17 protein-coding genes, 1 tRNA gene and 1 pseudogene are annotated in these 21,744 nt (G+C 72.0%); 3 read left to right on the top strand and 16 right to left on the bottom strand.

What is annotated here, in order from left to right:
• The first annotated feature begins 8 nt into the window (after positions 1-8).
• Together ACFYXK_RS27770 and ACFYXK_RS27765 are read left to right on the top strand one after the other, a co-directional pair.
• Positions 9-221, top strand: a complete 213-nt coding sequence (locus ACFYXK_RS27770; RefSeq protein ID WP_389413579.1) for a hypothetical protein — start codon at positions 9-11, stop codon at positions 219-221.
• Positions 215-1,531 (top strand): annotated as a pseudogene (locus ACFYXK_RS27765) (MFS transporter); the annotation flags it as partial. The gene ACFYXK_RS27770 and the pseudogene ACFYXK_RS27765, both read left to right, overlap by 7 nt.
• Here ACFYXK_RS27765 and ACFYXK_RS27760 read toward each other — a convergent pair.
• The 6 genes from ACFYXK_RS27760 to ACFYXK_RS27735 all read right to left on the bottom strand — a co-directional run bounded on the left by ACFYXK_RS27760 (position 1,461) and on the right by ACFYXK_RS27735 (position 7,769).
• Positions 1,461-2,258, bottom strand: coding sequence for a S16 family serine protease (locus ACFYXK_RS27760; protein WP_389413578.1), 798 nt, complete (start codon positions 2,256-2,258; stop codon positions 1,461-1,463). The pseudogene ACFYXK_RS27765 and the gene ACFYXK_RS27760 overlap by 71 nt on opposite strands.
• Positions 2,259-2,443: 185 nt before the next feature.
• The gene (locus ACFYXK_RS27755) at positions 2,444-3,085 is read right to left on the bottom strand and encodes an IclR family transcriptional regulator (protein WP_054222485.1); all 642 of its coding nucleotides are present in this window, start codon (positions 3,083-3,085) and stop codon (positions 2,444-2,446) included.
• A gap of 510 nt (positions 3,086-3,595) precedes the next feature.
• Positions 3,596-5,380: a DEAD/DEAH box helicase gene (locus ACFYXK_RS27750; RefSeq protein ID WP_383519575.1), complete on the bottom strand. Its 1,785-nt coding sequence runs from the start codon at positions 5,378-5,380 to the stop codon at positions 3,596-3,598.
• A 130-nt stretch (positions 5,381-5,510) separates the two neighbouring features.
• Positions 5,511-5,888: a type II toxin-antitoxin system death-on-curing family toxin gene (locus ACFYXK_RS27745; protein ID WP_389413577.1), complete on the bottom strand. Its 378-nt coding sequence runs from the start codon at positions 5,886-5,888 to the stop codon at positions 5,511-5,513.
• Between the two features lie 47 nt (positions 5,889-5,935).
• Positions 5,936-6,136, bottom strand: coding sequence for a hypothetical protein (locus ACFYXK_RS27740; RefSeq protein ID WP_389413576.1), 201 nt, complete (start codon positions 6,134-6,136; stop codon positions 5,936-5,938).
• Positions 6,137-6,290: 154 nt separating this feature from the next.
• Positions 6,291-7,769 carry an MFS transporter gene (locus tag ACFYXK_RS27735; RefSeq protein ID WP_389413575.1) on the bottom strand — a complete coding sequence of 493 codons (1,479 nt, stop codon included), beginning with the start codon at positions 7,767-7,769 and terminating at the stop codon, positions 6,291-6,293.
• Between the two features lie 181 nt (positions 7,770-7,950).
• Here ACFYXK_RS27735 and ACFYXK_RS27730 point away from each other — a divergent pair.
• Positions 7,951-8,022 (top strand) — tRNA-Cys (locus ACFYXK_RS27730).
• A 117-nt stretch (positions 8,023-8,139) separates the two neighbouring features.
• Here ACFYXK_RS27730 and ACFYXK_RS27725 read toward each other — a convergent pair.
• The 10 genes from ACFYXK_RS27725 to ACFYXK_RS27680 all read right to left on the bottom strand — a co-directional run bounded on the left by ACFYXK_RS27725 (position 8,140) and on the right by ACFYXK_RS27680 (position 21,721).
• Positions 8,140-8,346 carry a hypothetical protein gene (locus ACFYXK_RS27725; protein ID WP_389413574.1) on the bottom strand — a complete coding sequence of 69 codons (207 nt, stop codon included), beginning with the start codon at positions 8,344-8,346 and terminating at the stop codon, positions 8,140-8,142.
• A gap of 470 nt (positions 8,347-8,816) precedes the next feature.
• Positions 8,817-9,506, bottom strand: a complete 690-nt coding sequence (locus ACFYXK_RS27720) for a hypothetical protein (RefSeq protein ID WP_389413573.1) — start codon at positions 9,504-9,506, stop codon at positions 8,817-8,819.
• Positions 9,507-9,538: 32 nt separating this feature from the next.
• Positions 9,539-11,881, bottom strand: a complete 2,343-nt coding sequence (locus tag ACFYXK_RS27715) for a hypothetical protein (RefSeq protein ID WP_389413572.1) — start codon at positions 11,879-11,881, stop codon at positions 9,539-9,541.
• Positions 11,882-11,888: 7 nt separating this feature from the next.
• Positions 11,889-12,317 carry a hypothetical protein gene (locus tag ACFYXK_RS27710; RefSeq protein ID WP_389413571.1) on the bottom strand — a complete coding sequence of 143 codons (429 nt, stop codon included), beginning with the start codon at positions 12,315-12,317 and terminating at the stop codon, positions 11,889-11,891.
• Between the two features lie 548 nt (positions 12,318-12,865).
• Positions 12,866-14,035, bottom strand: coding sequence for a type VII secretion-associated serine protease mycosin (gene mycP, locus ACFYXK_RS27705; protein ID WP_389413570.1), 1,170 nt, complete (start codon positions 14,033-14,035; stop codon positions 12,866-12,868).
• A gap of 27 nt (positions 14,036-14,062) precedes the next feature.
• Positions 14,063-15,490, bottom strand: a complete 1,428-nt coding sequence (locus ACFYXK_RS27700) for a WXG100 family type VII secretion target (protein WP_389413569.1) — start codon at positions 15,488-15,490, stop codon at positions 14,063-14,065.
• Complete coding sequence (locus ACFYXK_RS27695) at positions 15,490-16,038, bottom strand: hypothetical protein (RefSeq protein ID WP_389413568.1); 549 nt, start codon at positions 16,036-16,038, stop codon at positions 15,490-15,492. The genes ACFYXK_RS27700 and ACFYXK_RS27695 overlap by 1 nt, the downstream gene beginning before the upstream one ends.
• Before the next feature lie 168 nt (positions 16,039-16,206).
• On the bottom strand, positions 16,207-18,558 hold the full coding sequence (locus ACFYXK_RS27690; RefSeq protein ID WP_389413567.1) for a xanthine dehydrogenase family protein molybdopterin-binding subunit: 2,352 nt from the start codon (positions 18,556-18,558) through the stop codon (positions 16,207-16,209).
• The gene (locus ACFYXK_RS27685; protein ID WP_389413566.1) at positions 18,555-20,822 is read right to left on the bottom strand and encodes a (2Fe-2S)-binding protein; all 2,268 of its coding nucleotides are present in this window, start codon (positions 20,820-20,822) and stop codon (positions 18,555-18,557) included. Before ACFYXK_RS27685 ends, ACFYXK_RS27690 begins: the two co-directional genes overlap by 4 nt.
• Complete coding sequence (locus tag ACFYXK_RS27680) at positions 20,819-21,721, bottom strand: FAD binding domain-containing protein (RefSeq protein WP_389413565.1); 903 nt, start codon at positions 21,719-21,721, stop codon at positions 20,819-20,821. The genes ACFYXK_RS27685 and ACFYXK_RS27680 overlap by 4 nt, the downstream gene beginning before the upstream one ends.
• Positions 21,722-21,744: the final 23 nt, after the last annotated feature.

The following is a 21,744-nucleotide window of genomic DNA, read 5'->3' as shown; positions in this document are numbered from 1 at the left end:
GTCCTGCCGTGCACGCCTTCCCGCCCGCCGAGATCCACGCCGAGACGCACGCCGCCCGTACCGCCGAACTCGCCGCCGAGGCCGCCGCCTGGCACCTCGCCCGCGAAGCCGCCCCGGCCGCCCCCGCCCTACGCAACAGGCTCGGCGAGGCCCTCGTCAGCGCAGGGATCCGGCTGATGCAGCCCGCCCACCTCCACGCCCGCATCCAGCACGCCGCATGAGCCGACGCCCCTTCGCCGCCGTCCTGGCCGCCAACACCATCTCCATAGCCGGGAGTTCACTCACCCTGATCGGCGTCCCGTGGTTCGTGCTCCAGACCACGGGCAGCGCCGGCCGGGCCGGGGTCGTCGCGTTCTGCGCCACCCTGCCCGTCGTCATCGCCGCGCTCGTCGGCGGCCCCGTCATCGACCGGATCGGCCGCCGCCGGGTCTCGGCGGCCTCCGACCTCATCTGCGCCGTCTCGGTCGGCGCGATCCCGCTGCTGCACTACGCGGGCGCGCTGGAGTTCTGGATGCTCTGCGCGCTGATGGCCGTCGGGGGTCTGGTCCACACGCCCGGCCTGACCGCCCGCGGCGTCCTGCTGCCGGACCTCGCCGAGCACGCCGGCACCACCGTGACCCGCGCGGCGAGCCTCTACGACGCGGTCTCCCGCGGAGCCCGGATGATCGGGGCCGCGCTGGCCGGCGTACTGATCGCCGCGTTCGGGGCCGAGTCCGCCCTGCTGCTGGACGCGGCCACGTTCGCCGTGTCGGCGCTGCTGGTCACCGCGTTCCTGCGCGGGGTCCCGGCCGCCGAGCCGCAGCGGGCCCCCGGGAAGATCTCCTTCGCCGGCTACCGGGCCGAACTGGCCGAGGGCTGGACCTTCCTCACCCGCACGCGGCTGCTGGCCGGCATCACCGTGATGGTGATGATGACCAACGGCCTGGACCAGGGCTGGTCCGCGGTCCTGCTGCCCGTGCACGGCCGCGAGACCCTCGGCGGCGCCACCGCGGTCGGCCTGCTCGTCTCCCTCTTCGGCGGCTTCGCGCTGCTGGGCGCCCTGCTCTACGGGCTGTGGGGCGAGCGGTTCTCCCGCAGGACCGTGTACACCACGGCCTTCCTGCTGTGCGGTGCACCCCGGTACGCGGTGGCCGCCTTCACCGACACCCCGCTGCCGCTCGCGGTGACGATGGCACTGTCCGGGCTGGGCGCGGGCATGCTGAACCCGATCCTGACCACCGTGCTCTACGAGAGGGTCCCGGACGAGCTGCGCAGCCGCGTCTCGGGCGTGACCACCGCGGGCTGCGAGCTGACCATGCCGCTCGGCGGGCTCTCGGCGGGCCTGCTCGTCGACGGGCTCGGGGCCACGCCGGCCCTGCTGCTGTTCGGCGGCGCGTACCTGCTGACCACGCTCGCGCCGCTGGTCTTCCCGGCCTGGCGCACGATGGAACGCGCACCGGAGCCGACCGGCCCCGCCGAGCTCAGCAGGACGGAACCGGCTCTCCCCGGGTCAGCGCACGCAGCGACTGCACCGCGTCCGTCAGCGAACTGACGGGGACCAGCCGGAGCCCCTCGGGGAGTTCGGACTGCGCGTCGGCGCACTCGGCCTGCGGTACGAGGAACACGCTCGCCCCGTCGCGCTGCGCGGCCTGGGTCTTCAGGGCCACGCCGCCGACCGCGCCGACCTTGCCGTCCGCGCTGATGGTGCCCGTACCGGCGATGGTGCGGCCGCCGGTGAGATCGCCCCCGCTGCCGTCGCCGTCGAGCTTGTCGACGATGCCGAGGGAGAAGAGCAGGCCTGCGCTCGGGCCGCCCACATCGGCGAGGTTGAGCTGGACCTTCACGTCCTTGGGGTCCTTGTGGAGGTAGCCGAGCGCGGCCTGGGTGGCCGTCGACTGCGACGTGGCCATTTCCTCCAGGTTGTGCGCCTCGATCTCCTTGTCGCTTCCGCCCGAGGGGTAGACCGCCTCCTTGGGCAGGACGGCCCGGCTGCTGTCGAACCAGTCGTCGACGAGCTCGGGCAGGGTCACGGTGGTGGAGGGACCGGTTGCCTGGATCGTGGTCATCCGCAGCTGGCCCGTGGTCTGCCGGGTCGGGGCGCCCGTCACGGTGATCACTGGCTTGCCGTCGCGGGCGCCGAGCACGTCGGCCGTGAGCCCCGGCTGGGCGATCACGAAGGGCAGCGGCGCGAAGGCCGCGGCGGCGAACAGCCCGAGCACGGGCACGGCGCAGACGGCCAGGGCGGCGGGACGCGGCAGACGTGTGAGGCGAGAGAGCACCCGCCCAATCTATCGGGCGCCCCCGAAGCCCCCGCGCCCCGCCATCCCGCCACCCCTCGCCGCAAGGCCCGGCGGATGGCTCGGCACGGGGCTCGGCGCGGGGCTCGGCAGGAGCGCGGCGCGGGGTTCGGCAGGAGCTCGGCGCGGGGTTCAGCAGGGGCTCGGCAGCGGCTGGGCGCAGGGCGTCAGCGCAGGGCGTCGGCGACCTCGCGGGCTGCGTCCACGACGCGCGGGCCGACCCTCTCGGGCACGGCGTCGGCCAGCATCACGACGCCCACGCTGCCCTCCAGTCCCGTGATGCCCACGAGAGGCGCTGCCGCGCCGCTGGCGCCCGCTTCGAGCTCCCCGTGGGTCAGCGTGTAGCCGGGCTCGATGAGCGTGCCCTGACGGGCCGCCAGAATGGCCCGCCCGGCTGCCCCGCGGTCCAGCGGGTGGCGGAAGCCGGGCCGGTAGGCCACGTGGTAGTCGGTCCAGGTCGGCTCGACGACGGCCACGGCGAGCGCCTCGGTGCCGTCGACGAGGGTCAGGTGCGCCGTGGCGCCTATGTCCTCGGCGAGCGACCGCAGCGCCGGCAGAGCCGCCTCGCGCACGAGCGGGTGCACCTGCCGCCCGAGCCGCAGCACCCCGAGCCCGACGCGGGCCCGGCCGCCGAGATCGCGGCGGACCAGGGCGTGCTGCTCGAGGGTGGCCAGCAGGCGGTAGACCACGGTGCGGTTCACACCGAGGCGGTTGGAGAGCTCGGTGACGGTCAGACCGTGGTCGGTGTCGGCGAGCAGTTTGAGGACTCTGAGTCCTCGGTCCAGAGTCTGGGAGGTTTCCGCGGTCACGAAGCCTCTCCCTCTCTCGGTGAGCGGCGGTGACTCTCGGGATGGAACGACGCCGGTCCCACGGCGACGCACGGAGAGGCCGCCGGTAGCGGCCATGGCACCGGCTGCGCTCCCGCGGCGGCGCTGCCACGGGGCGTTCGATGCGGGGACAGTAGCGAGCGGGTCCGCTCAGCGGAAGGGCTCGTCCAGAATCCGGGCGCCAACTACCCCTTTATGCCGGTTCAGGAGCGCCCGCGGCGCCGATTGTGACCGGGGCCCGCCGGCGGTGCCTGTGCGATCGCCCGACGCCGTACCCGAGTCCGCGGCCCCCCGCAGCGCCGCACTCGGACCCGCGGACGGACACGGAACGTGACCGGGGCCCGTACGAATCTCCGCACGAGCCGCGGCTCACGGTCCGTAGGAAAGGAGGCCGGAGAACGCAGGACGGGAGGCCCGAAGGACGGGACGACCGAAGGACGGACGGGACGACCGAAGAAGGCGACGGGAGGACCGAAGAAGGGGACGGCGGGCTCACCGCATCCGCGTGGCCCACTCCTGCACCTTCTTGATCCGCTCCCGCAGCTGCCCCGCCGTCGCCTCCGCGCTCGGCGGCCCGCCGCACACCCGCCGCAGCTCGGTGTGGATCACCCCGTGCGGCTTGCCGCTCTGGTGGACGTACGCCCCCACCATCGTGTTCAGCGACTTCCGCAGCTCCAGCAGCTCCTTGTGCGAGACCACCGGCCGCCGCTCGGCCGGCAGCTCCAGCAGGTCCGCCTCCGCATCCGGCTTGCGCCGGCTGTGCGCGATCTGCCGCGACTGCCGCTTCTGCAGCAGCATCTGCACCTGGTCGGGCTCCAGCAGCCCGGGGATGCCGAGGTAGTCCTGCTCCTCCTCGCTGCCCGGGTGCGCCTGCATGCCGAACTCGGCGCCGTCGTACAGCACCCGGTCGAAGACGGCGTCGGACTCCAGCGCCTCGAAGGACATCTGCTCGTCCTCGCCGGTGTCCTCGTCCTCCTGCCGGTTCGCCTCGTCCATCTCCTTCTCGGACTCGGCGTACGGGTCGTCCTCACCCTTCTTCTTCGGCTTGTCGAGGACGTGGTCGCGTTCGACCTCCATCTCGTTCGCGAAGCCCAGAAGATAAGGAATGGTCGGCAGGAACACGGATGCCGTCTCGCCGCGCCGCCTCGAGCGCACGAAACGCCCGACGGCCTGCGCGAAGAACAGCGGTGTCGAGATCGTCGTGGCGTACACCCCGACCGCGAGGCGCGGTACGTCGACACCCTCGGACACCATCCGGACCGCGACCATCCAGCGGTCGTCGTTCCCGCTGAAGGTGTCGATGTTCTTCGAGGCGCCGGTGTCGTCGGAGAGCACCAGGGTGGCCTTCGTCCCGGTGATCTCGCGGATCAGCTTGGCGTACGCGCGCGCCGAGTCCTGGTCGGAGGCGATGACCAGCCCGCCCGCGTCCGGGATGCCCTTGCGGACCTCGGTCAGCCGCTGGTCGGCGGCGCGCAGCACGTTCGGCATCCAGTCGCCGCGCGGGTCCAGCGCGGTACGCCAGGCCTGCGAGATGGCGTCCTTGGTCATCGGCTCGCCGAGGCGGGCGGCGATCTCGTCGCCGGCCTTGGTGCGCCAGCGCATGTTGCCGCTGTAGGACAGGAAGATCACGGGCCGGACGACGCCGTCGCCCAGCGCGTTCCCGTACCCGTAGGTGTAGTCGGCGGACGACCGCCGGATGCCGTCGTTCCCTTCCTCGTACGTGACGAAGGGAATGGGGTTGGTGTCGGACCGGAAGGGCGTACCGGTCAGCGCGAGGCGCCGGGTCGCCGGGTCGAAGGCCTCGAGGCAGGCCTCGCCCCAGGACTTCGAGTCACCGGCGTGGTGGATCTCGTCGAGGATGACGAGGGTCTTGCGCTGCTCGCAGCGGTTGCGGTGCAGCATCGGCCGCACGCCCACACCCGCGTACGTGACGGCGACCCCGTGGTAGTCCTTGCTCAGCGGCCCGGCGGAGTACTCCGGGTCCAGCCGGATGCCTATCCGGGCGGCGGCCTCGGCCCACTGCTTCTTCAGGTGCTCGGTCGGCGCGACGACGGTCACCTGCTGCACGACATGGTGGTGTAGCAGCCAGGACGCGAGCGTCAGCGCGAAGGTCGTCTTGCCCGCGCCGGGCGTCGCGACCGCGAGGAAGTCGCGGGGCTGGGTCTGGATGTACCGGTCCAGCGCACCCTGCTGCCATGCGCGCAGCTTGCTGGCGGTACCCCAGGGGGCACGGCCGGGGAAGGCGGGTGAGAGGTGGTGGGAGGCGGTAGTAGTCACGGTCTCCGGTTCGGGCTCTCGGCGGCGGCGGTATGCGGCGGTCGTACGTAGGACAACCGGGCCACCCTACCGGGGCCGGCCGGCCCCTCGCGGAGGGACAGGCCCGTGACCTCGGCGGGTGCGGTGAGCGTCACATCCGGCGCAACCGCTCGGCGATACGGGCCACATCGGCCTCGTCACCGGCCGCGACATCGATGACCAGGGCGTACGCGGCGTCCTGGTCGACGGCCGCGAGATCCACTCCGTTCACGGCGAGGAACGTCGCGGCGGCGAGCCAGGCGGTGCGCTTGTTCCCGTCGACGAGGGGGTGGTTGACCGCGATCCCGTGCAGCAGCGCGGCGGCCTGCTCGTACGGGTCCTCGTACGCCGAGGTACCGAACATCCGCGCCCGCGGCCGGTGCACGGCGGACTCCAGCAGCCCGGGCGCGCGCAGCTCGACGCCCTGCTCGTTGGCGAGGCAGGCGACCCGGGCCACGTCCAGCACCTCGGAAAGGGTCAGATGCCGCACGCCGATCCCGGCCGTGGCCCCGGTTTCGGGCCTGGCCCCGGCCCCGGTCACTGGCTGAGCCGCTTCAGCAGCACGTGGTGCCGCTGCGCCAACCGCGCGGCCTCGCTCCCGACCCGCGCCCGCTCCTGCCGCAGGTACTGGCGCACGGCCTCCTGCGCCACTTCCTCGGGGGTCCGCCCACTCGCATCGGCAAGATCGGCGAGCCCGGCCCGGTCGGCGTCATCGAGCCGAATGATCAAGTTCTCCATCCCCGCAGGCTACGCACGGACCCCCGAAGCCTCACCCGCTTTTCGGCGCCCCGCTCGAGCCCCGCGAACCAGCGGGTCACATCCGGCCCCGCCGGGGTTCGAGGCGCGGGGGTCCGGGGGCGGAGCCCCCGGCGCACTGCGCCTGCCGTATCGACTACGCCGGCGCAGCCACCTGGCCCGGTCGGGACCCATCGGCATCCAGCCGGGTCGCGACCCAGGCCCCCACCAACGCCACCGCGGCCATCGGCAGGAACACGACCAGGAACGCGGCGGGGTGCGAGCCCGCCCCCTCGGCGGCCACGGCGTGCGCCGCGCCCACCGCTCCCCCGCCCAGCGCGGCGAACGCCGCGCCCCCCGCCGCCAGCAGCACCACATTGGCCAGTGCGTCCGAGATCTGCAGCGCAGCGGAATTGGCCCCCGCCTCCTGCGGCGCCGAAAGCTCCAGCAGCAGCACGCTCGTGGAGCCGATCACCAGCCCCATCCCCAGACACCCCACCGCCCATGCGGCGGCCAGCGTCCAGACCGGCACGGACTCGATCAGCACGGCCGGGGCGGCGGCGATGGCGAAGGCCACGAGCACCATCCCGGCGACCATCAGCCGTTCCCGGTACGGCGCCATCCGGCCCTTCGACTGCAGCCACGAGCCGCCCGCCCAGGTCACCCCGCCGGCCGCCAGCGAGAACCCGGCCAGCGTCGGGCTCAGCCCCCGCTGGGTGACCAGCATCAGCGGCACGAAGCTCTCCGCCGCGATGAACGACCCCGCGGCGACCCCGCGCAGCAGCACCACCGACGGCAGCCCCCGCCGCGCCAGGTAGGTCCCGCGCGGCAGCAGCCCCCGTACGGCGGGCACCAGCAGCGCCGTACCGGCCGCGGCCGGAAGCAGCGACAGCCACCGGAGGTCCTGCGCGGCGTACTGCAAGAGCCCCGCCCCGACGGAGATCCCGAGCGCCAGCCGGATCCGCCGCCGGTCGAGGACGGCGGGCGGTGCGTCCGGATCCACCGGCCCGGACGCGGTCCGCCGTATCGCCGGCAGGGCCACCACCAGCGGGACGACGACCAGCACCGGTATGCCGAGGAACACCCAGCGCCAGCCGAGGTGCTCGGTCACGGTCCCCGCGGCCAGGGGCCCGACGATCGACGGCACCACCCAGCTCGCGGCGAAGGCGGCCATGATCGCGGGCCGCAGCCGCTCCTCGTACGCCCGGCTCACCACGACGTAGAGGGCGACGATGACCAGCCCGCCGCCGAACCCCTGCACGGCCCGCCCGAGGACGAACACCCACATGTCCGCGGCGGTGCCCGCGAGCACCAGCCCGGCGGCGAAGGCCCCGATCCCGACGGTCAGCGGCCGCAACGGCCCCTGCCGGTCGGCCCACTGCCCGGACAGCACCATCCCGAAGAGGCTGGTGGTGAAGTAGGCGGAGAAGGCGAAGGCGTACAGCCCGATCCCCTCCAGCTCCCGCGCGGCGACGGGCATGGCCGTCCCCACGGCGGTCGCCTCGAAGGCGATCAGAAAGATGACGGAGATGATCCCGATGCTGAGCGTCCGGTACGCGGACCCCAGAATCCCGCCCTCGGGCTGGGGCGGGACCGGCACACTGCGCTGTGGCACGCGGGGTTCAAGGGCACTCATCGCCCCAGAGTAAGGCGCGTGCCCCGGTTGCGCCCCTGTCAATTCGGCGGATTCCGCGGTAGGCCGCGGGACCTAGGACCACGGCGACCGTGAACGCAGCATGGCAGTCACGTTGCACCCCCCGCGCCCCCCTTCCGGCCCGCCGGAACCCCTCGTACGGTCATACCCGTAACCACCCCACAGCCGTGTGCCCGAGTGGTTGAGGGACTCGCCTGCAAAGCGAGTTACGCCGGTTCGATTCCGGTCACGGCTTCGACTGCCTGAACAGGCAAAACGAGAGGGCGGCACCCCAGCCGAGGTGCCACCCTCTCGTCTGTTCGTCTCAGTCGGCCGATACGAGCGCCGTCGGCCGCGGGGCGCCTTGTGGGGTTCAGTCGATCGTCTCCCCGTCGTGCGTACCGCCCTTGCAGAGGTTGGCCGTCAGATCGGCCGTTCCGCCGCCCTGCTTGCACTCATTCGGGGTGACGTAGGACGAGGCACCCTGAGTGGCGGCGGTGGCGGCGGCGACGCCTGTAAGGCCGAGTCCGGCAAGGGCTGCCGTGGCAAAGACGGCGGCGAGGATTCGTCGAATGCGCATTTGGTTCCCCTTTCGCGGATTGCCTCGGTTGGGGCACTACTCATCTCGATCTTCACATGGCACGTCATGTTGCGCCATTCGGGCGACAGGACTGCCGGGTACGGGACCAGCGACACGATCTGTCGGACAGACCGACGAGACCCGTATTCGCTCTTGCCGGCATAAGTCAGACCTGCAAAGCGAGTTACGCCGGTTCGATTCCGGTCACGGCTTCCAATAAACGCCTGACCTGCCCGTATGGGGTTCAGACGGAACTGCCTGGCTCCGTGACTCCTAACCGAGACGGAGCTGACGCTCGCACCGAGCGCCGTACAAGCTCTCAGGAGTCCTGAGGACGTACGTAGCGCGCTGCTCTCAGAGCTTGAGCTACAGCTCAGCACCACGACCAACAGCACGGCCGTCCGTTCCAGCGGAAGACGATCAACGCCTACGTCAACGCGGGCAAGGCCGTGTCGGCCTGGATCGCAGCATCACCGCGGTCCGGGCTCCGCTTTCGGTAGGTCTTCGGGACGTTCGGGCAGGCCGCCTCGGGCATCGCAGCCCAACTCCCGGGCGACCGCGAGAGCCGCGGAGTGGGCCAGAGCCACGTAGTCGGGAGCGAGGGCGGATTCGCCCGCCTGCCCCTTGTCCCATTTGCTGTGGAATTCAGCAGTGATCCGGAGAGGGACGTCGCTCGTCGAGCCGATGCGGGAGCTGACGCAGTCGAATGCGATCGTGTACTCGCGGAAGCTCGCCCAGCCCTTCGTACCCGCGTCGTTGGCCTCCGGCATGTAGTCCGGGACACCCGCGTTCTTGCTGGTGGCGCGGAAACGCAGAGAAGCCGTCGGGTAGTACCTGTCGGAATCGACGTCCTTGACCGCGCCGGAGATGTCGCACGACGGGATGGAGGTGTCGCGTACCTTCCTGCCGGCGCGGTAGGCGCTCTCCAATGCCTTCGCGATCACAGCGACGTCCGCGTTCTCCTTGTCCTCCCGGATCACGAAGCGCGAGGACTCCAGAACCCTCCCCAATGACGGACCGGACGCCGGGGAGACGAGACCACCACCGCAGACCTGTGTCGCCGAAACCTGTTCGGGCCCGCTCGGGGTCGACGTCTCCTCCGGCGTGGACCCGCTGCACGCTACGGCCGCCAGGCCGAGTACCACCACCCCGACCGCCATGGACGCCGCGTACGGCGGCCTTCTTCCGCCCGTCACTCCTTCTTGCCCGTCTCGGGTGCGTGCCCCTGCTGCTCCGCACGTGAGTTGCCCGCCTGGTACCCGGCGAGCATCGACTCGGTCAGGTCGTTTCCGAGAACACTGGTCGGAGCGACGGCGTGACGCTCCATGAACTCCTTCATGGGCGCTCGGGCACTGTGCTCCCCGGCCTGGTACATGGCCTTGGTCGTGGCGTGTGTCTTCGCTTCGCCGTCGTCCTTGTGCTTCTCCACTGCACCGTCCGACCATTCGCCGACCACCTGGGAGGCGACCTGTTCCACTGCGCCGCTGCCGACATCCACCGCCAGCGGAACCACGATCGCCGCAGCACCGGCAGCCACCGCAGTGGCCGGCAGGAATGCCACACCGGCCGCGATGGCCGCGGTCGTGCCGAACTCCACCCACGCCGACTGCTTCTCGTGTGCCTTCTCGTACTCCTCGTGCTGCTTCTCGCCCATGGCCTTGACCTGTTCGGCGCGGGACTCGTCGAGCATGCCCTGGACTTCGGCACCCGTACGGATGGACGCGCGGGCACGGCCCTCGTCGACCTGACCGTCGTGAAACCCTTGCGTTTCCAGCACGCTGGCCGAGTAGATGCGCTCTGCCGTGGACACGGCTGCATAGGAATCCGGGTGTTGTCCCAGGGTGCTCAGCAGGTTCCGCGCGTCCTCCAGTTCGAGGTCCACGTGACCGACCCTGGTCGTGGGCTCGAAGACGCTCTCGCCGTCCTGGTTCGCGATCGCCCGGTTGACGTCGTCGATGTACCCCGCGGTCATGTTGCCCACGCTGTCCGAAAGCGACTCGTGCGCCTTGAGCAGACCGGCGTCCCCTCCGTACTTCTGCACGACCGCCTCCATCACCCTGGCGCCCTGCTCGGTCCGGTGGAGCTCGGGCCTCGGGTCGTCCCAGGCGTGGCCCAGGGTTGCCGCCTCCAGGGCGTGGCCGAGGGCGTCCGGCATGTACTGCTGGACCTTCTTCAGGTCGTCCGGGTTCGTGCCCTCCATGTCGATGGTGAAGTCGTACTTCGCGTTGCCGAAGAAGTCGAGGTAGTTCTTGACCGGCTTCTTCTCCGCGTCCTTGCCCAGGTCGGCGGGGCCGGACTTCTCCGTGCCGTCCTGGTTGTACGCGTGCGGGGGCCGATCGGGGTCGAAGAACTGGGCCGACGCCTCCGGGCTGTGCCCCAGCGCCTCCAGGAAGCTGACCACCGGGTCGTAGCCGGCGCCGTTGACCCCGGAGGGGTTGAAGAGGTTCTTGCCGTAGCCGTTCAGCTGGCGGGTCTGGTTGAAGAAGTCCGGATCCTTGGCATGGATCTGCGTGGCGTGCTCGGCGATCGGGACCAGGAACTTGGGGTCGTAGTTCCCGTACCGCATGATGCCGCCGAGCAGTTGGTACCCGTAGGGCGGGTGCTGGTCGTACTGCGCGAGCGGGATGTGCTGGGTGCCGAGCTTGCGCAGGTCCTGCGCGAAGCTGTCGGGGAGGTGGGGCTCGCTCTTGGCGTTGGTGGCCGTGGCGAGGTTCAGTCCCAGGTTCTTCTGGAGCTCCTGGACGTCCTTGAGTCGCTGCTCGTCGAGCTTCGAGTAGTCGTACGTGTCCGTGGACATGTACCCGAAGAACTGGAGCGCGCCCTTGGGGCCGAGTGCCTCGTAGAAGTCCTTGGAGAACTCCGGGACCTTGGCGTTGTCCGCCAGCAGTTCGTTGAGCTCGACGAGCTCGACGTGCGTCAGATCCCGACCCTTCCTGGCCAGGTCTGCGGCATGGCCGCCCTGCTCGGCGTGGAGGCTGCCGTACCTGGGTCCGCTGAAGTCGTGGCCGTCGGTGACGTTGGCGGCAAGCATGCGAGCCAGCGACTGGTCGATGTCGTCACAGCTGTCGATGATGTCGTCGATCTTCTTCTGCCACAGCCCGCGGTTCTCACGGATGGACTGCTGGTAGTCGGGATCGTGGCGCGCCGCGTTCCGCTCCCCCTCGGAGGCGAGCGGGGTGGCGGAAACCCGCCCGCCCGCGTCCACCTGGAAGCCGGCCGCCGGAGCCTCCTCCACAGCAATCTTCTTCAGCTGCTCCCTGGAGGACTTGAAGACGGCGAGCCCCTCGGTCAGGGCCTTGTGGATGCCCTTGGCCTCTTTGGCCGCGTCCTCGAACTCCTTGGCCGTCTTGTCGACGAACCCTCGCGCCACACCCGCGGTGACACCGCTCCACTGGGCCTTGTCCGACTTCGCCTTCATCCCGTTGCGGGCCGACTCGGCCAGTTCGTCGAGCTTGTCGGCCATCGCCTTCCAGTCGGTGACGGCCGTCTGGAGCTTGTCGACGGGTGCGTTGAGCACGTTCTCGTACGTCAGCATCGTGGGCCTACTTGAGGTACTTGTCGATGGCGGAGGCCGTGAAGTCGGCTTGGAGCTGCTGCTCGTCCTTGGCGTGGGAGGAGAGCGAATAGTTCAGTCCGTTGGAGACGTTCGCGCAGGCGGCAACCAAGGTCTTCACCTGGCTATCCCATGCGGTGTTGGCCTTGGCCAGAGCGGCACCGCTGACGAAGCTCTCCTTGGACAGCGCACCGGCCGCCTCGGCCGAGGACGCAGCGGCGTGCTTGCCGTCGGTCAGGAGCCGGGAGTGCAGCTTGTAGGCCTCGGTCCCGATGGCGCCGATGTGGTCCTGGTTGATCTCGAGATCACCACTGCCGGCCCCGCCACCGCCGGGATCGGCGGGGACGTGGTTGAGCCGCATAGAGACGTTGGCCGCGGCGGTGGCGCGCGCGGTGGACCATTCCTCGTCGAACGACATCGCGTGCTTTTCTCCTTGTGTCACATCAGCGTCTAACACGTTGAACTGTGCTTGTGGTTACGGCTCCGGCGTCGAGCAGGCAGGCTCCCATCCCGGGGACGGCCGGGGGAAGGAGCCTGCTGGTGTCTGTCCGGTTCCGTACGCGGGGTGCGGATGTGGGGGGGAGGCTTGCGTCGGCCGGGGCCGGTGAGGCGGATGACGCTGCTGTCGCCTCGGTGAGTCGCTGAGGGAGGCACGGGGTTTCCGTCGCCTTCGGGGACACGGAAGGGGAGGTGTTGACGCCTGGGCCCCAGTCGCTTGTCGGTGCCCGCTCGTCGCCTTCGTACCCGTGTGAGACGTCTCTGCCCAGGACCACCTGGCCCTCGAGCGCGGGGATCCGGCCGAGGACGGTGTCCATGACGCCCTTGCCGGTGCTGGTCTTCCGGGTGTCGTCGGCCTTCATGGCAACGAGATGACGCTGCTGGGGCCGAACCGTCTCAGCACGGGCGGCCGGAGCCGCGGCGGCCCCGGCCAGCCGAGGTGGCGCCGCGGCCGCGCAACGGGCTCTGTCAGGCGTTCCTGCGCCGGACCACGACCGCCGTGACGGCTCCCCCGATGAGGACGCAGGCCCCGAGGCCAAGCCCGATCCAGAGGAGGCTGCTGCCGCCGTCCTTCCTGGCCTCTGCCTGGGGCGCTGTGGACTCGGGCTTCTTGCCGTCGGCCGACGGGGCCGGCGAGTTCTTCCCGTCCGCCGCCGCCAGGTCAGGGAGCGGGAAGACATCCGCCGGACCGGGGTCACCGGGGGTGGGCACGGCGATCCGGGGCCGGACGATGCCGTAGCCGATGTAGTCGTTGCGCGGGGCGCCGTCGGTCGGCTTGCCGGCGGTGTTCAGGAGGACCCGGAGGACCTGGTTGTTGGTCCAGTTCGGGTGCGCGGACCAGAGCAGGGCGGCGGAGGCGGAGGCGAGGGCGGTGGCGTCGCTGGTGCCGTGGGTCTTGCACAGCCCTGACTTGCCCTTGCATGCCGTGACGATGTCCATGCCCGGGGCAGCCATATCGATCTGCGGGCCGTGCTGGGATTCCTTCGTCGGCTCGCCCTTGGCGTCCACCGCACCGACCGCCACTACTCCGGGGGTTGCGGCGGGGTACATGACCTCGTTGACCGTATCCCCGTCATTGCCGGCACCGGCAAAGATCAGCTTCCCCTTGGAAAGCGCATACTTCACCGCTTCGCGACGGGCTTCATCGTCTTTCGGCGTACCGGCAATGGCCAGGGAGATATTGATGACCTTGGCGTCGGAATCAGCCGCATACCGAATGGCATCGACCCAGGATGGGGTACTCGCTCCGTCCAGCACGCTGCCCACCCGGATCGGGAGGATCTTAGCCCCAGGCGCAAGACCGTATGCTCCATCGCCAGTCGGGTGCTTTCCAGTTGCGGCGATCATGGAAGAGACACCGGTGCCGTGCCCGTTGTAATCGTTGTCTCGGCCAGTCTCTACATCACCAGCAGGAAAATTCTTGCCCGGTAGGACCTGGCCCTCGAGCTCCGGGATCTGGTCGACACCGCTATCGATCACCGCAACGGTGACGCCTTTACCGGTGCTGATCTTCCAGATGTCTTCGGCTTTCATCGTGTCGAGATGCCATTGCTGCGAGCGAATGGTCTCCGCATGGGCCGGGGTCGCGGCGACCCCGGCCAGCAGCAGGCCCACGAGGGCCGCGGTCGCCTTGCGCATGTGCATCTCGTACAACGTCCGTTCTGCTCAGTCGATCACCGGCGGAGCAACACGACGGTCGCCCTGCCAGGTCTCTTCGTCCTCGACCAGGTAGTCGGGGCGTTCCCCGCCCTGGTCCTCACGCCGCCTGCCCGGAGCATGCGTACCCGCACCCGCGTGGCCCATGGCACCGCCGCTGTTGCGCACGAGACCCGAGCCGCCCTGGGTGAACGGCTGACCGCCGGTGGCCATGCGTCCGCCTGCCACAGCCTGGCGGCCGCCCACGATGCCGCCCGGCTCGGAGGCCAGCCGACGTGCCGCAGGGGAACCACTCACGCCGCCGGCGTGGCCACCACCACCGTGCGGACCGCCCATCATGCCTCGGCCGGTCTGCGTGCCTTCGGTGCCGATGACCGTGCCGCGCGGGATACCCGGGTTGGGGCCGCTGGTCGGCACTTGGCGGCCGCCCATGATGCCGGAATCCCGCGGGGGCAGGCCGGCGATCGGGTTGACCTTGCTGAGGCCGTTACCGCCGGGACCGAGGCTCGGCAGCTGACCGAGGCCGGGACCGAGTCCGGGGACGGTCTTCCCGGTGATCGGCGGGAGCCCCACGGGCGGGAGGGGAGCGATGGGGCCGGGTCCGGGACCCACCGGGAGGTTGGGAACCGGCGTGCCCGTCGTCGGGGGCAGGGTCGTCGTGGGCGGCGGCAGGGTCCCGACGTGGTCGAGGTCCACGTCCACGTTGCGGTCCGGGATCCCGGGCAGGGGCGTGGGCACCGTCGTCTGGGGCGGGGTGCTGTCCGCCTTCGGCTGATGGCCCTGCACGGAGCCCGGCTCGTTCGATGGGGCCTCAGGGGACGCGGTCGTGTACGAGTGCGAGGAGCTGGCAGATCCAACGCTTCCGCCAGATCCCGGCCGCGCCATGTCCTGGCTTTCATAGACATTTGGCGGCACGAAGTCCCCCGGCGGCGGCGGGAACGTCGGGATCTCCGCCTTGTTCATCTCGCCGTACGACAGCTCGTACGACTGCGCCAGGTTGTTCATCAACCTGATCGACTCGCGGTGATCCGCGTCGAGCTTGCTCCGCTCCTGGCTGGCAATTTGCTGCGCGTCCGGGTCGTTGTGGGCCTTGCGGGCCGCTTCCAGGTTCTCGGCGGACTTCGTGTCGTAGGCGGGCATGTCCCGCGCCTCGATCATCTTCTGGACGGTCTCGCCCATCCACTTCGCGCCCGTCGCGCTGTACTCGCTCAGTCGCAGCGTCGCGTTGCCCGCCCGGCCCACCCATTCCTGGAACTTCGTTGCCGCTTCGCCCTCCCAGCCGGTGACCCGGTGGTTCTTGAGCTTCTCCGCGATCTTCGCGATGTCCTCGGACGCCTTCTGCAGGCGGTCGGCGCGGTCCTTGACCGCAGTCGGGTCCAGCGAGGCCCTCATCTCGCGCAACTTCTGGTGCGAGTAGCCCTCAAAATTCGTTGCCATCAGTAGTTACCCCCCGTCGCGTTGCCACCGGTGCCAGGAGTCTCGGGGCCAGGGTGCTTCGATGCCGCCAGCTTGCGCTGCTCCTCCACATACGGGTCGCGCTCCGGCACGTACTCTTCTTTCGCCTGCTTGGCGATGGCCGCCATACGTCGCTGCGTGTCCTCGTCCACACCGCTGTAGCCCTTGCCCGCCATCAAGATCGCGATCCCCAGGGCCTCGATCTGCCCCGCCAGGCCCTTCGAGAGCTTCTCCAGCTCCGAGACGACCGTCGTGTACGACTTGAAGAGGGCGTCGGCCTCCGGGAAGCCCGAGCCGAGCTTGGCCGCCGGCAGGGTGTTGGTTGCCAGCTTCTTGTGGTCCGCGGCCGAGCCCGTGAGGTCGTCCAGGAGGTCATCGACCATCTTCTGGTACTCCGACAGCGTGTCGTGCTCGATCTTCAGGTCGGCCGCGGCCTGCTGTGAGGCCGCCTGCTTCCTGATCGCGTCCGCCAGACCCGCGTTCATGCCGCCCAGACCCAACAGCCCGTCCGGCGCCTTCTCCTCTGCCACGATGGCCTCCCCGACTCCCCGAAATCCCCGTGGTTGCAGCGTTTCCGCCGCTCCCCGTCCCCGTTCGCACCCGTTCGCACGCGCGCGTATTACGTCTTACCGATCACTCTAGCGACCGGTTCCGACAGTCCCAAGCTCGGGGTTGCACGTGCAATGGGGGTCACACGGTCATGAGTTGGGCGCCGCGACCGCCGCCGAAGGGCGGATCGGGAGCCTGTTGACCGGGCGGCCCGTGGCCGACCGTACCGCCGAGGCCACCGCCGCCGGGGTCGTCACCACGGGAATCGCACTGGCCGCCTTCGCCCCGAACGGTGCCACCACGTCCCGCTCTTCGACCAGTTTGACGATGCGCACCACCGGCGCGTCCAGCGACGTCGGCAGCGCATAGCCCGTCAGGTCGGGGTGGCGGATCACACCCGATGCCGAGCGCAGGTTCTCCGTCAGCGCCGCGCCCACGCCCTGCGTGACGCCCGCTTCGATACGGGCTTCCAGCTGGCGGGGGTTGAGGATGCGGCCCACGTCCTGGGCCACCGCCAGCTCCACCACCCGTACCGAGCCCAGCTCGATGTCCACGTCCACCACCGCGCGGATCGCGCAGAAGGCCAGGCCCACGAAGGCGTCGCCCTGGCCGTCGCCGTCCAGGGGCTCCGTCGGGTGGGGGCGGCACTGGGCCGTCGCCCAGAGTTCCTTGCCCGCCATGGCCTCGGCGACCGTCGTGGAGAAGGCTCCGTCGTACGAGGTGATCCGGCCGTCCTGGATCTGGAGGAGTTCCGTCGACATGCCCAGCTTGTGGGCCATCGGCTGGAGGAGCTGGGTGCGGACCATCTTGGCCGCCCGTTCGACCGCGCCGCCGCTCACCCACGTGTGGCGGCCGTGGGCCGCCGGGCCCGCCGGCGGCTGGTCGGTGTCGACCGGGGCCGTCACCACCTCGTCCACGCCCAGCGTCTCCTGGACGATCTGGCGGGCGAGGGTGGAGAAGCCCTGGCCGGTGTCCACCGCCGCACAGATGACCGTCGCCGAGCCGTTGACGACCTTGACCGTCGCCGTCGACACCTCGTCCGTTCCCTCCGCGCCGAGCATGTGGACCATGCCCACGCCGTACCCGACGCCGCGCCGCACCGCGCCCGGCTCGCCCGCGCCCTCCGGGCCGCCCGGAAGCAGCCACTCCTCCTCCGGGGTGTCCTTCGGGAGGGACGGGAGCGGGTAGTCGCGCACCGCGCGCAGGAGTTCGGCCACGGGCGCCGGGCAGGTGACCGTCTGGCCCGTGGGGAGCAGGTCGCCCGTCGCCAGGACGTTGCGCAGGCGCAGTTCGGCGCCGTCGATGCCGAGTGCCGCGGCCAGTTTGTCCATCTGGCCCTCGTACGCGGCGCAGACCTGCATCGCGCCCTCGCCCCGTACGTGGCCCGAGGGGGGGTTGTTCGTGCGGACCGCCCAGCCTTCCACGAAGGCGTGCGGGACCACGTACGGGCCGCACGCGAACGCCACCGCCGCGGCCAGCGATTCGGAGGACGAGTCCGCGTACGCGCCCGCGTCCATCAGGATCTGGGCCTCGACCTTGACCAGGCGCCCGTCCGCGTCCGCGTGGTGGCGGTAGCGCAGCAGCGTCGGGTGGCGGTGGGTGTGGCCGAGGAAGGACTCCTCGCGGGTGGCGGCCAGCTTCACCGGGTGGCCGGTGCGCAGGGCCAGCAGGCCCAGGGGGAGCTGGAAGGCCGCGTCCTCGCGGTCGGCCGTGGCGCCCGGGACTCCGGTGACGACGACGCGGACGCGGTCCGGTTCGAGGCCGAAGCACGCCGCCGCCAGGTCGCGGTCCAGGTGCGGGTCGGTGGAGGCGGTGTAGATCTCCACGCCGCCGTCGGGCCGCGGCACGGCCAGCCCGGCCTCGGCGCCGATGGGCGCGGGGTCCTGGCGGCCGATCAGGTACAGGCCCTCGACGACGACCTCGCCGGTGACCTCCGGGTCGCCGTAGCGGAGCGGGATGTGCCGGATCAGGTTGCCGTCGGGGTGCAGGGCGGGGGCCCCGAAGGACTGCTCGGGATCCGTCACCGCGTCGAGCAGCTCGTACTCGACGGCGATCGCGGCGGCGGCGAGGCGCGCGGTGTCCGGGTGGTCGGCGGCGACGGCGGCGATGGGCTCGCCGTGGTGGCGTACGACGTCGTGCGCGAAGACGGGCCGGTCGGCGATGCGGCGGCCGTGCGTGGTCGCGCCGGGGACGTCGGCGTGGGTGACGACGGCGCGCACGCCGGGCATGGCGGCGGCCGCGGAGGTGTCGACGGAGAGGATGCGGGCGTGGGCGTGCGGGGAGCGCAGCACGGCGGCCCAGAGCAGGCCCTCGGCCCACAGGTCGGCGGCGTACGGGAAGGTGCCCTCGCTCTTGGCGCGCGTGTCGGCGGCCGGTACGGAGGCTCCGATTCCGCGTGGCACCTCCTGCTCGCCCGTCTCGGGCGGCGCGGCCGCCGACGCGCTCGTGGAGACCGTTACCGTCGCCGTCGCCGTTGCCGTGGCCGCGTCGTGCCCGCTCACGCCATGCCTCCGTGGTGGTGGATCCCGCCCTCGCCGGGCGGCGCCTGGTGCGGGATGCGCGCCTCCGGGCCGTTCCCGGCGGCGTTGCCGAGCCCGGACCCGTTGCCGGGGGCAGGCCCCGCCGCCGGGGCGTCGGCCGCGGCCGTCGCCTCGCGCTCCGCGACGACCTCGCGGACGGCCTCGATGACGCCCTTGTAGCCGGAGCAGCGGCAGAGGTTCCCGCACAGGGCCTGCCGGGTCTCCAGCTCGCTGGGGGCGTGGTTGCCCTCCAGCAGGTCATGGATGGTCATGGCCATGCCGGGCACGCAGAACCCGCACTGCACCGCACCCGACCTGCACAACGCCTGCTGCACGTCCGAGAGTTCCCCGCCGCTGGCGAGCCCCTCCACCGTGCGGACCTCGCTGCTCGCCGCCGTCGCGGCCGGAACCAGGCAGGAGGCCACGAGCCGCCCGTCGACCTGCACCGCGCACGCACCGCATTCGCCCTGCGAGCACCCGTCCTTGGCGCCGGCGAGGCCGAGGCGCTCGCGCAGCACGTAGAGCAGGGACTCGCCGATCCACGCACCGGTGACGGGCCGGTCGGCGCCGTTGACGCGCAGGACGTAGGAAGCCAGCGGGTGCTCGTGATGGGCGACGGCCTCGGCAGTCGCTTCTTCTTCGTACGCCGGCCCCTCGAGCGGGAAACCTCCGGCCGTTGCCGCATCCGGCGTCGCCACGGCGCTGTCGGCGGTGTCCGCACCCGGCACGCCCGCGGCCCCGGCTTCGCCCGGGCCCGAGCCCGGGCCCCCGTCCGCCCCGGCCTGCGAAACCACCCCGGCGGCTCCGCCGAGCCCGACCGCGAAGCCGTGCCCGTCGGTCCCGGCGGGATCCGCCGAGAACCCGTGCTCACCGGGCTCACCGGCCGGCCCGGGCTCCGCCCCGGCGGCGCCGTGGCCGGATGCCGTGAAACCGTGCCCGTTCGTGTCCCCGGGCTCCGCGAAGCCCCCGGTACCGCCGGCGCCGCCGATGCCGTCTGCGCCCGGGCCGCCCGCGAGGGCGTACTCCGCCGCCGCGACGGCGCTCACCTCGCGCTCCCGCTCCGCGACCGGCGCCACGGCCCCGGCCGCCTCTGCCCCGGCCGCCTCGGAGGCCCGGGCCAGGCCCACGGCCAGCGCCGCGCCGGCCGCAGCCGCCGCCGGCAGCTCGGGGGCCTCCGCCCCCGGGTGCGGCCGCTCCGCCGTGACCGGCGTCGCCGCCGGACCGTGGGCGGCCTCGATGTCGTGCGGAGCCGGATGCGCCGGCTCCCCCTCCGGGAGCGTGCCCACGCCGGGCCCGCCGAGCACCCTCGGGCCGCGCCCGGGGCCGCCGACGCCGGGGCCGCCGAGCCGCCGCAGGCCCGCGCCCGAGGTGCCCGCGTCATCCGCGTCCGACCGTGCGTCGGGCAGTACGCCCGAGCTCATCACGGCGCCCGCAGCAGCATCCGCAGCGGCGCCCGGAGCGGCTTCCGGGCGCGCGGCTGCCGCGGCCTCGAAGTCGGGGTGGGTCGCCCAGGGGGCCGCAGCGCCGCCCGGCAGCGTCGCCGGAGCCTGGCTCCAGTCGGCCTCCAGCCCGCTCCGCCGGAACTCGCCGGTCTCCTCGGGGAGTTCCGGAAGGGTCCACTGGCCGGTGGTCACGGGCTCGGAGTCCTGCACGGCCTCCGGGAACCGCCACTCGGCGGTCGCACCGGGATCGTGCCCGGCCTCGGCCGAAGCCGGACCGTGCCCCGCAGCCTGGCCCTGGGCGTGGCCGTGGGCCTGGCCCTGCCCGAGCTCCTGGCCGTGGCCCGGAACCTGGCCCTGGCGCTGGTCCGCGAACGCCGCCGCCACCGACGCCGGAATCGGGATCGAGGCCGGGATCGGCCCGCCGACCGGCGCGGGCGCGGCCGTGCCCGCAGCACCGGCGCCGCCGGTCCCCGGGCCTGCCTGGGGCGTCGTCCCCGCTTCCGGCCACTGCACCGGAATCGTCCACGTCCCCGTCGCCGCCGGATCCGCGCTGGCGGAGCCCAGCGGCACGATCATCGGCGGCGGCACGTAGCCGTGCCCGGGTGCCGCGAGCGGCTCACCGGTGCCGAGCGCGTCCAGCATGTCCTGCGGCAGCTTCACGAAGGCCGTCGCGTCGGAGTCGTACTCGCCGCCCTGCGGCACCGGCTCCCAGCCCCAGCCGGCGCCGGTCCGGTCCGCAGGCCCTGCGGGTGCCGCGGGACCCGCCTCCCCCGCCGTTCCGCTCACGTTCTCGTTCCCACTCATGAGGTCAGCGCCCTCCCCAGGGCCCTGCGTGCCAGCACGGCCACCGTCCGCCGCAGATGCAGTACACCGGGAGCCACCGGTTCTCCCTGGTCGGGCACGCAGGCGGCCGCGACGTACTCGCCGAAGGCCTCCAGTGCCTCGGGGGCCAGCGTCCGCTCGCCGTCCCAGTCGATCAGCGAGGCCACCCACTGCTCGGCCTCCAGCGGCCGCAGCGGCATCGGGGCGACCGCGCCGATCGCGCAGCGCACACCCCGGCGCGCCGGGTCCAGTACGAGCCCCACGGAGGCCACGGCACGCCCGGGCCCCGTACGGCCCGTGGCCTTCAGGAAGACCTGCGGCGCGTGCAGCAGCGGCACCCGTACGAAGCCGATCAGCTCGCCGGGCCGCAGCATCTCGCGGCCGGCCAGCAGGTGCGAGACCGGGATCTCCCGGCGCGAGCCGCCCGGGCCGTGGATGACGAGGATGGCCTCCAGCGCGGCCAGCACGGGCAGTGAGTCGCCCGTCGGCGCGGCGGTGGCGATGTTGCCGCCGAGGGTGCCGGCGTTGCGGATCTGCGGGGGCCCGGCGGCGCGCGCGGCGGCGGCCAGCGCGGGGATCAGAGCGGCGAAATCCGGCCGTCCCATCCGCGCGTGGGTGAGCCCGGCGCCGAGCAGGGCGTGCCCGTCCTGGTACTGCCAGCCGCGGATCTCGTTGATCCGGCCCAGGCCCACCAGCGCGGCGGGCCGCAGCAGCCCGGCGTTGACGGCGGCCATGAGGTCGGTGCCGCCGGCGACGGGCACGGCAGCGGGCATGGCGGCGAGCGCCGCCACGGCCTCGTCGAGCGAGGCCGGCAGCGTCACGGACTGCGCCGCCTGCGGCCCCTGAGATGAATGCAGTGCATGCGGTGCGTGCGTGGTCAACCCAGCTGCCCCTTCCCGATGTC

The sequence above is a fragment of the Streptomyces sp. NPDC002209 genome, assembly GCF_042890265.1.
Classification (GTDB): domain Bacteria; phylum Actinomycetota; class Actinomycetes; order Streptomycetales; family Streptomycetaceae; genus Streptomyces.
Note: the sequence above shows the minus strand (reverse complement) of the source record. Positions and strands in the feature narration are given on the sequence as shown.